Origin of the sequence: Faecalibacillus sp. TM498 (genome assembly GCF_020589955.1) — a bacterium.
Taxonomy (GTDB): Bacteria; Bacillota_I; Bacilli_A; order Erysipelotrichales; family Coprobacillaceae; genus Faecalibacillus; species Faecalibacillus intestinalis.
Window position 1 is genome coordinate 44,216 of record NZ_JAJDKB010000014.1, and the last position, 10,538, is coordinate 54,753.

General features: G+C 29.6%; 11 protein-coding genes. 5 read left to right on the top strand and 6 right to left on the bottom strand.

All coding sequences use genetic code 11. From position 1 onward, the window contains the following. Window positions 1–116 precede the first annotated feature (116 nt). From carB to LJD32_RS06320, 3 genes are all read right to left on the bottom strand, one after another. Complete coding sequence (carB, locus tag LJD32_RS06310) at window positions 117–3,335, bottom strand: carbamoyl-phosphate synthase large subunit (protein ID WP_227391986.1); 3,219 nt, start codon at window positions 3,333–3,335, stop codon at window positions 117–119. Between the two features lie 226 nt (window positions 3,336–3,561). Next, a complete protein-coding gene (locus tag LJD32_RS06315) occupies window positions 3,562–4,221 on the bottom strand; it encodes a hypothetical protein (RefSeq protein ID WP_227391987.1) in 660 nt (219 codons plus the stop codon). Between the two features lie 12 nt (window positions 4,222–4,233). Beyond that, complete coding sequence (locus LJD32_RS06320; protein ID WP_227391988.1) at window positions 4,234–4,368, bottom strand: helix-turn-helix transcriptional regulator; 135 nt, start codon at window positions 4,366–4,368, stop codon at window positions 4,234–4,236. Between the two features lie 134 nt (window positions 4,369–4,502). On the opposite strand from LJD32_RS06320, the gene LJD32_RS06325 reads away from it, so the two are divergent. Then, window positions 4,503–4,964: a hypothetical protein gene (locus tag LJD32_RS06325; protein ID WP_227391989.1), complete on the top strand. Its 462-nt coding sequence runs from the start codon at window positions 4,503–4,505 to the stop codon at window positions 4,962–4,964. A 21-nt stretch (window positions 4,965–4,985) separates the two neighbouring features. Here the strand turns inward: LJD32_RS06325 and LJD32_RS06330 are convergent, their stop codons facing one another. Then, complete coding sequence (locus tag LJD32_RS06330) at window positions 4,986–5,303, bottom strand: helix-turn-helix domain-containing protein (protein WP_227403808.1); 318 nt, start codon at window positions 5,301–5,303, stop codon at window positions 4,986–4,988. 150 nt (window positions 5,304–5,453) lie between these two features. On the opposite strand from LJD32_RS06330, the gene LJD32_RS15305 reads away from it, so the two are divergent. The 4 genes from LJD32_RS15305 to LJD32_RS06345 are packed head-to-tail and all read left to right on the top strand — an operon-like array spanning window position 5,454 to window position 7,943. Then, complete coding sequence (locus LJD32_RS15305) at window positions 5,454–5,585, top strand: hypothetical protein (RefSeq protein WP_264472077.1); 132 nt, start codon at window positions 5,454–5,456, stop codon at window positions 5,583–5,585. Between the two features lie 16 nt (window positions 5,586–5,601). Beyond that, window positions 5,602–6,300 carry a LytR/AlgR family response regulator transcription factor gene (locus tag LJD32_RS06335; RefSeq protein WP_227391990.1) on the top strand — a complete coding sequence of 233 codons (699 nt, stop codon included), beginning with the start codon at window positions 5,602–5,604 and terminating at the stop codon, window positions 6,298–6,300. After that, complete coding sequence (locus tag LJD32_RS06340) at window positions 6,287–7,477, top strand: hypothetical protein (RefSeq protein WP_227391991.1); 1,191 nt, start codon at window positions 6,287–6,289, stop codon at window positions 7,475–7,477. The genes LJD32_RS06335 and LJD32_RS06340 overlap by 14 nt, the downstream gene beginning before the upstream one ends. Next, complete coding sequence (locus LJD32_RS06345; protein WP_158570162.1) at window positions 7,458–7,943, top strand: accessory gene regulator B family protein; 486 nt, start codon at window positions 7,458–7,460, stop codon at window positions 7,941–7,943. Before LJD32_RS06340 ends, LJD32_RS06345 begins: the two co-directional genes overlap by 20 nt. A gap of 21 nt (window positions 7,944–7,964) precedes the next feature. On the opposite strand, the gene gltA is transcribed toward LJD32_RS06345, so the two are convergent. Both gltA and LJD32_RS06355 read right to left on the bottom strand, forming a co-directional pair. Then, entirely contained in the window at window positions 7,965–9,353 is a 1,389-nt protein-coding gene (gene gltA / locus LJD32_RS06350; protein WP_032090871.1) for an NADPH-dependent glutamate synthase, read from the bottom strand. Then, complete coding sequence (locus LJD32_RS06355) at window positions 9,353–10,201, bottom strand: sulfide/dihydroorotate dehydrogenase-like FAD/NAD-binding protein (RefSeq protein ID WP_117788143.1); 849 nt, start codon at window positions 10,199–10,201, stop codon at window positions 9,353–9,355. The genes gltA and LJD32_RS06355 overlap by 1 nt, the downstream gene beginning before the upstream one ends. Window positions 10,202–10,538 lie beyond the last annotated feature (337 nt).

Below are 10,538 nucleotides of genomic sequence, written 5' to 3' on the forward strand. Positions count from 1 at the left end.
TGTTTCCATAAGTAGTCCTCCTACTTATTTATTCGCTCTTTTTTTATTTTTTCTTCTTTTTTGTAAAAATAAAAAAATTGTTAGGAAATCTTATGACTTCCTAACAATCATTCATATTAATCTTTAATTGCTTTATGATATTCTTGAAGTGATTTTACTTCATGTGTTCCATGAATTTCAGCTTCTAAGATACCTTCTACAGCTGCATTTGCAGCAGCAATGTTTGTCATGTATGGAATTTTCATTTTAATAGCTGTTTTTCTAATATAACTATCATCATGTGCAGATTCTTTACCATGTGGCGTATTGATCACCATATCAAGTTCACCATTTGTAAGAGCATCTGCAATATTTGGACGACCTTCTTTGATCTTTTTAATTTTGATAGCTGGAATGTTATTGCTATTGATTAATTCAAATGTTTTACCTGTAGCCACAATTTCAAATCCTGCATCATAATATTTTCTAGCAAGAGCAACAACATCTTTTTTATCTCTATCAGAGACAGAAATTAAAACACGACCAGATGTTGGTAATTTTGTTTGAGTAGCTTCTTCAGCTTTAAAGATAGCAGCTCCATAAGAATTAGCTAAACCTAATACTTCTCCTGTTGATCTCATTTCAGGCCCTAGAATTGGATCAACTTCAGGGAACATATTGAATGGGAAAACAGCTTGTTTTACACCAATATGAGGAATCTTTCTATCTTTTAAATCTTTAACAGGTGATGGTCTACCTGTAAGTTCACGCGTAACGATATCTGTTGCAAGTTTTACCATGTTGATGTTACATACTTTAGATACTAAAGGTACTGTTCTTGAAGCACGTGGATTTGCTTCTAAAACATAAACTTTATCATCAGCAATCGCATATTGCATATTCATTAAACCACGTACATTCATTTCTCTAGCAATTTTCTTAGTATATTCTTTTATTGTTTGTACATGTCTTACTGGAATATGTTTAGATGGTAAAATACATGCTGAGTCCCCTGAGTGAATACCAGCAAGTTCAATATGTTCCATAACAGCAGGCACAAAAACATTTTCTCCATCAGAAATAGCATCTGCTTCACATTCCATCGCATCATTTAAGAAACGGTCAATTAAGATAGGACGATCAGGTGTTACCCCAACAGCAGCTGCCATATATTGTTTTAATGAATCATCATCGTAAACAACTTCCATACCTCTACCACCTAATACGTAAGATGGTCTTACCATTAATGGATAACCAATTCTTTGAGCGATTTCTAAAGCATCATCGATTGTTACAGCCATTCCTGATTCAGGCATTGGAATTTCTAATTTTTCCATCATTTCATTAAATAAGTCACGATCTTCTGCCATATCAATTGTTTCAGGTGTTGTTCCTAAAATATTTACACCATTTTCTTTTAATTGACTTGCAAGATTTAATGGTGTTTGTCCACCAAATTGAGCAATGACTCCTAATGGTTTTTCTTTTTCATGAATACTTAAAACATCTTCTAATGTTAATGGTTCAAAATAAAGTTTATCAGATGTATCATAATCTGTTGAAACTGTTTCTGGGTTACAGTTAACAATGATTGTTTCAAATCCTAATTTCTTTAAGGCAAGAGAAGCATGAACACAGCAATAGTCAAATTCAATACCTTGACCAATTCTGTTAGGTCCTCCACCTAAGATCATGATTTTTTTATTATTTGATACTTCATCTTGATCTTTTCCATTATATGTAGAGTAATAATAAGAACTATCTTTTGTACTTGATACATGAACTGGTTCCCAGACTTGATGCATACCCATAGCAAGTCTTTGATTTCTAATTTCTTTTTCTTCAACATCTAATAACTTAGAAATATATTTATCAGCAAATCCATCTTTCTTTGCTTGTTTTAAAACGTCATCTGGTAATTGATTTCCTTTATAAGAAGCAATTTTTTCTTCTTCTTCAACGAGTTCTTTCATTTGTTCAATGAAATAATGTTTAATTTTTGTAAGTTCAAATAATTCATTAACAGTAGCTCCTTTTCTTAAAGCTTCATACATAATGAATTGTCTTTCACTTGTTGGATTAATTAATAATTTTAATAATTCATCTTTAGATAAATCATTAAAGTTCTTTGCATATCCTAAACCATAACGCCCTGTTTCTAAAGAACGAATTGCTTTTTGAAAAGCTTCTTTATAAGTTTTACCAATACTCATAACTTCCCCAACAGCTTTCATTTGTGTACCAAGTTTATCTTCTGCTCCTTTGAATTTTTCAAAAGCCCAACGTGCAAACTTAATAACAACATAATCCCCATCAGGATAATATTTATCTAACGTTCCATATTTACCACAAGGAATCTCATCTAATGTAAGTCCAGCCGCTAACATTGCTGAAATTAAAGCAATAGGGAAACCTGTCGCTTTAGAAGCTAAAGCAGATGAACGAGATGTTCTTGGATTGATTTCAATAACAACAATACGATCAGTTACTGGATCATGAGCGAATTGAACATTTGTACCTCCAATAACTCCAATTGATTCAACAATACGATAAGCTTGTTCTTGTAAACGATTTTGCACTTCTTTTGAAATTGTAAGCATTGGTGCACTACAGAAAGAATCCCCAGTATGTACTCCTAATGGATCAATATTTTCAATAAAACAAATTGTAATCATGTTATTTTTAGCATCTCTTACAACTTCTAATTCTAATTCTTCCCATCCTAAAATAGATTCTTCAATTAAGCATTGGTGTACTAAACTTGCTTGCAACCCTCTATTTACAACTGTTTTTAATTCATCAACATTGTAAACAAGTCCTCCACCTGCTCCACCCATTGTATAGGCAGGTCTTACAACTACTGGATAGCCTAATTTATCAGCAATAGCTAAAGCTTCATCAACCGTATTTGCAATTTCACTTCTTGCCATTTCAATACCAAGTTCATTCATGGCTTTTTTGAATTCTAAACGGTCTTCTCCACGTTCAATAGCATCTACTTTTACCCCTAATACTTGAACGTTATATTCGTCTAAAACTCCGGCATTACTTAATTCAGAACATAGATTTAAAGCTGATTGTCCACCTAAGTTAGGAAGTAAAGCATCTGGTCTTTCTTTTTCAATGATTTGTGTTAATCTTTCTACATTCAATGGTTCAATATATGTCACATCTGCAGTTTCTGGATCTGTCATAATTGTAGCTGGGTTAGAATTGACTAAAACAATTTTATACCCTAATCCTCTTAATGCTTTACAAGCTTGTGTTCCTGAATAATCAAATTCACATGCTTGACCAATAATAATTGGTCCTGAACCAATGACTAATACTGTGTTAATGTCTTCTCTTTTTGGCATCTTTAATCCTCCTTTTGATTGTAAAAAAAACATATCTTAGAAAAGATATGTTTCAAATTAAAAAATAAAAAGCGAAAAAGGGCCCATGTCTTTATATTGAATTGTCATAAGTAGATCTTTTTTCATAATGGCCTCCTATAAGCAATTTCGCTCTATCTATAGAAAAATTATATAAGATAATGATTGGGAATTAAATAAATTAAAATATAATTATCATACTAATTTTTTATTTCCATGCCAAATAATATCCTTGCCAATTCTTTTTAAGTTGAGCTGTTGCTTCTTGTTTCTTTTTTATTCCCATTTCATTTGTATACGTATATTCAACCATCACAGTATCTTCATCTAAATAGTTTTCAAAGTTCACATCTATATCTAATACTTCCAAATTTGTTTCACCATTTGTTTGGGAAATAAGTTGTGCAGATTGAAGGATTTGAATAGGAAGATTTATTGTTCCATTAAAATGATCTTCTTCTTTATTTAAAGAAAGTGTATATGTATCTTTATCTGTTTTAAAAATAACTTGTGCTGTTGTATTATCTTGATAATTTTTTAAAATCAAATCAATATTTATATTATAACTATCCTTTTTAATATCACTGATATAACCACTAAAATAAGAACAAATAGAATTTGTATCTAGTGAAATTGGTTGATCACCATAAAAGTCATTGATTTGTTGTTGCAACGAAGAATTTGCTTCTTCCAATGCATCTATTCTCTCACTCATCTTAACTGCTACATAACTTTCCATAATAATAACTACAAAAATAACAATTCCAAAGATAATAATCATATTTCGATGATTAGTACTTTGATCCGTTTTTATTTTTTTGCTTTCATCTAAAAGTTCTTCTAAAGAGATGCCAAAAACATCAGCCATAGCCTTACAACTTTATATATCAGGTGATGACTGATTACTTTCCCATTTTGATATTGTTTGTCTTGATATATGCGGTAATTTACCTAATTCTTCTTGCGATAATTCCTTCATTTTCCGATATTTTTGAATACGTTCTCCAAGTGTCATATAATCTTTCATCCTTTTATTCATCATAACATGAGATAAGAAGAAGATATGCTCTAAGGATTAACATTTTGTCTATAAATCTTTACTTTAATAAAAATCAAATATTTAGTACAATTATCTAAAGGAGGAATTCTATGAAATCTAAAATACTCTTTATTTGTTGTTTTATTTTATTATTATGTGGTTGTTCAAAAAAGGAAGACACTAAAACTGAAGAACTTCTTACAAATAATGATATTGGTTTTACAATTATCGTTGAAGATGGTCGTGGAATTACAAAGGATTCTAAGATAAATCATATAAATGATTATATTGGTGATCAGTATATAGAATCAAAAAAGAATAATGATACAGTTTATTATAATGATTCTATTCAAATTACTTTAAATAAAAAGAATAAAGTTAAAAAAGTAGAACTATTTACAGATCATTACAAAATTGAAGGTAATTTCTACGTTGGTTTAGAAAAAAATAATTTAGATTACGAAAATCACAAAGAAGCGAACAATCAATATATTGCCTATAGTGAAAATAAAACAGTTAAAATGACCTACACGCTTTCAAACAATACAATTACAAAAATCACATTATCTTAAAAAATAGCTATCATTTGATAACTATTTTTCTTTTAGCTTCTTCATTTTTTCTTCTTTTGCAATCGTTTTAAAAATAATACTTTTACTTGTAGGACTATATGATTCAAAATCTATCTCATGTGCATGCTCATCATATATTGGTGCATCATCCACAATAATCGTTACATTCATACGTAAAATATCATAAATTCTTTTTACTAATTTATTATTGGGATTTAAATTAGGATTTGTTTCAATTCTATAAATAGTACTCTCACTTACTCCTAAGCCCTCTGCAAGCTCTTTTCTAGAAACGACTCTTTCTATTCTTTTATTCATAATTATCTCATTAACATTCATTATCCGTCACCCTTTTAATTCATGTTAACAATTAAATCGTGCATTTTACGCATTATAAAAGATACCTTCAGGAACGATAACTATTCTTTCATGCACGTTCTATTGACTTTATATTTGTGTCAAATATAAAGTACACTTAAGGAGGTAATTATGATAAACTATTTAATTGAAAAATACTTTACATTGTTAAAGGGAATTGCATACGGTAGTGCATCATCAATGTCTGCTTTTGATTTGTATGAATTCGAAAAACCTGAACAATTAAAGAATTTAAACAAATAAGAAAGGTGGCATCATTATGAATATTTTGATATTAGAGGATACAAATACTTTTGTAGAGGAGTTTGTTGATATACTCAAAAATAACAATCTATTCACTGATGCCCATTTCTTTTGTCTAGGGGATCACTTTGAAAAGATTGATGATACAAAAGATTACCAAGTTATTTTTATAGATGTTCATTTAAGTAAATCAATAAATGGTATTGCCTTTTCTATAGAACTTAAAAAGAGGTTTCCTAAAGCACTTATTGTTTTTGTGACCATGAACAATAACTTTGTTCATAAATCTATGGAACTTCAACCATTTTATTTCATTAGAAAAGATCATTTAAATGAAGACATGTCTATCTTCTTTAAAATGTTTAAAGAACATTTAGAAAACACAAGTTTTATAGTCATTAACGCTAGAGAAAAACGTGTACGTATTAATACCAGTGATATTATCTACATAGAAGCTGATGGTCATTACTTAAAAATTGTCACATTAGATGGTGAATACAAATTCAAAGAAAAAATAAAAGAATTTAAAACTCAACTCAATAATAACAATATCATACAAGTACATAGATCCTATCTTATTAATTTAGATTTTGTCTATGATGTAAATTCCAAGTTCATCATCTTAAGAAATAAGAAAGAAATCAATATAGGTAAAACATATAAAAAGAAATTTAAACTAACTTATCAGGATTATTTACTTAATGGTAGCTTATAGTATATTTCTTAATTTTGTAGAAGTATTTACACTTACCGCTTTCGTTTACCTTTATTACTCATTTTCAAGTAGAAAACAGTTTTGTCTTCTACTTGCTTCTTTATTCTTAATATGTGAATTATGTGATATTTTCAAAGAAAATGGAATTGTATTAATGTTAGGATACTTCATCACAGGATATTTATTTATAATTCATAACAAGAAGAATGTACAATTTGGAGATATCTTTATTCTAGGTGGTTATGTATTTTTATTATTTACTTATCCTTACATATCTTATTGTTTATTTGGAAGACTCAAAAATATGGGATATGAATTTATATATCTTATTTGTGCTGGTATAACTTCTAAATTATTTTTGATTCTTATAACCTGCTGGTTATTGGAACACTTAAAATTTAATTTTCCCATTCCAAATAATCAGTATATTTTAGTCATTATTACTGAAATAATTGTACTAATTATATTTGGTATAATGGGATATGCTGTTATAAATCCATCAGTTACTTACAGTGAATTTATTGTTTGCGCCTTATTATTAGCTGTTTTCATTTTAATAATCATAAATGGTATTTATCTAAACCGAATATACACCGAAAAGATGCAATATGAAAAACAATTACAAAAAGAAAAATATATAAAACAAAGCTTACGTCTCATACAAAACATTAGTTATGATATTGATGATAAGAAACATCGTATTCATTGGATATTAAAACACATTAAACACTTAAATAACGATACCAATTCAGAAATATCCAAAGCTATTGAACAATATCAATCTAAAAACACTTACCAAAAATTAGTTGCATCTAAAAATCCAGTATTTGATATTTTGATTTCTGTAAAAATCAACAGGTTACAAGACGATAATATAAGTATTAAACCTTTCTTTGAAATTAGCCAAAATGAAAAATATGATGATTTAGATTTTATTGATGTTATTTCTGAAATATTAGATTATGTTAAAAGACATAATGAAATAACTTTGCACATCAAAGGTCAAGGTATTTATACGTTAGTTGAGCTTTATTCAGAAAATGATTTTTATGATTATGATAGATGTAAAATTGAATCTGATTTAATTGTTAAGAAAAAGAACATTTATAAAGATGGTATTTATTACATGAAATTTTTATTAAAAGGAACAGATGATGATGTTAGAGAAAATTTATGATAAATATGATTTTGATCAAGATTATGAAGTATATAAGTATGGTCAACAAGTTTTAATATTTAATTCAATCGTTAATATATTTATGTTTATTCTAGGATTATGTTTACATGAAGGACTTATGACACTAGTTTGGATGTTAGCATTTTCCGGATTAAGAGTGAATTTAGGTGGATATCATTGTGATAGTCCTGTTAAATGTTTTGTATCTTCCAATTTAATATTTTTTCTATCTATGCTTTCTTATAAATATTTAAGTTCGTATTTCTTATTATTATTTATTCCACTTGGAATACTATTTATGTTATTTTTTAAATATATTCCATTTATAAATAAAAAAGCAAAAATTACAATATGTATAGAACTTATTTGTTTACTTATTCCAAAAATAAATATGATTGTTATTCTAGCTTTATGCGAAAACATCATTTTATATTTAATGACAGCCAAAGAAAAAGTCAATTCGTAATGTGAATTGACTTTTTAAATACTATTTATTTTGTAGATATTCATCCATTGCTTTAGCTGCTTTTTTACCGGCACCCATAGCTAAGATAACTGTTGCTGCACCAGTAACAACATCTCCACCTGCATAAACACCATCTTTAGATGTTTTCATTGAATCTTCATCAACGATAATTCCACCCCAAGATTGGCAATCTAAACCAGGAGTTGTATGTCTAATTAATGGATTTGGACTTTGTCCAATAGCAACAATAACTGTTCCTGTTTCAATTGTGAAGTTAGATCCTTCTTTAGCGATTGGTCTTCTTCTTCCAGATGCATCAGGTTCACCTAATTCCATTTCAACACATTCCATAGATTTAACCCATCCATCTTCACCTTCAATTTTAACTGGATTAGTTAATAATTTGAAGATAATTCCTTCTTCTTTAGCGTGATGTACTTCTTCAGCACGAGCAGGAACTTCTTCAGGTCCACGACGATAAACAATATATACGTTTTTAGCTCCTAAACGTTTTGCAGTTCTTGCGGCATCCATAGCAACGTTACCAGCACCGATAACACATACTGTATCTGTTACTTTAACTGGAGTTGGATGATCTGGGAATTGATATCCTTTCATTAAGTTAACACGAGTTAAGAATTCGTTCGCTGCATAAACACCGTTTAAGTTTTCCCCAGGAATTCCTTGGAAACGTGGTAAACCAGCACCACTACCTACGAAGATTCCTTGATATCCTTGTTCTTGTAATTCATCAATTGTAATTGAACGCCCTACAACAACATTTGTTTCGAAATCTACACCTAAAGCAGCAACACCGTCTACTTCGCTTTGTACTAATTTTTTAGGTAATCTGAATTCTGGAATACCATAAGATAATACCCCACCTGTTTTATGTAATGCTTCAAAAACAGTCACATCATAACCTTTTTTAGCTAATTCACCAGCACATGTAATACCAGCAGGTCCTGATCCAATAACAGCAACTTTTTTACCATTTTTTTCAATCTTTAATTCTGCAGGTTTTCCATGTTCTCTATGATAATCAGCAACGAATCTTTCTAATCGTCCGATTCCTACTGATTCAGTTTTAATTCCTCTAACACATTTACCTTCACATTGATTTTCTTGAGGACAAACACGTCCACAAATTGCAGGTAATGCATTTTCTCTTGTAATTGTTTGATAAGCTTCTTCAAATTCACCTTCAGCAACATGATGAATGAATTCAGGAATTGGTACTCCTACTGGACACCCATCCATACAGAATGGTTTTTTACAATTTAAGCAACGAGTTGCTTCTTCCATAGCTTGTTCTTTTGTATATCCTAAAGAAACTTCTTCAAAGTTTTTATTTCTTACATTAGGATCTTGTTCAGGCATTTTAACCTTATTTGGTGACATATTAGGCATTATTTTGCACCTCCCATTAAATTACAAATACGATCTGCATTCGCATCTACTTGATGTTCTTCTTCTTTAAACATTCTTTGGCGAGCCATTAATTCATCAAAGTCTACTGATAAACCATCAAAGTCTGGTCCATCAACACATGCGAATTTAATTTTACCATCAACAGTAACACGGCAGCATCCACACATACCTGTACCATCAATCATAATAGGGTTTAATGAAACCATTGTTTTTAAATTATGAGGTTTTGTTACCCCAACAACAGCTTTCATCATAGGTACTGGTCCAATAGCGATAACTTCATCAATTGGATCACCACTATCAATTAATTCTTGTAATTTAACAGTTCCAAATCCTTTTTCTCCTAAAGATCCATCATCTGTCATCACATATACATTTTTACAGAAAGCTTTGAACTTATCTGCCCATAATACATATTGTGCTTCACGTCCACCAATGATAACATCCACATCTACACCCATTTCAGCTAATTTTTTAAGTTGTGGATATAATGGTGCACTACCAACCCCACCGGCAATACCAACAACATGATTTGATTTATGTAAATCAGTTGGTACACCTAAAGGTCCAACAAAGTCAGTGATTTCATCACCTTCGTTTAATTTTGCTAATTGACGAGTTGAAAAACCTACAATTTGATAAATAATTGTAATTGTTTCAGCTTCTCGATCATAATCAGCAATTGTTAAAGGAATTCTTTCTCCATCTTCACCAACTCTTAAAATAATGAATTGACCTGGTTCGCACTTTCTAGCAACCATTGGAGCATGAACTTCCATTAATTCAACAACATCATTTAGTCTTTCTTTTTTGACTATTTTGTACATTTCTGGTTTCCCCCAATTCTTTTAGACTACCTCTATTATACGCTTATGTGAATAAAAAAACAACGTTCCTTCTAGTAAGATTTACTAAAAGAAAATCGTTGTTTTAATTTTTTAAAAATTCTATATTTTGAATATTTTTTGCTCTTTCAAGCTTTTAAATTAAGTTAATATTATAGTTATTTTTAAACAATAAAGAATATAATATCCATTATATAATCTGCACTTACCTTTGATGAATAAGATCCTATCTTTGAAAAAATATTTTCTTTATAAAAAAGGGAAAAAATAAATTTTGTCCACATGGTAATAATCTTTGAAGATTATTACCTTTTTAGTG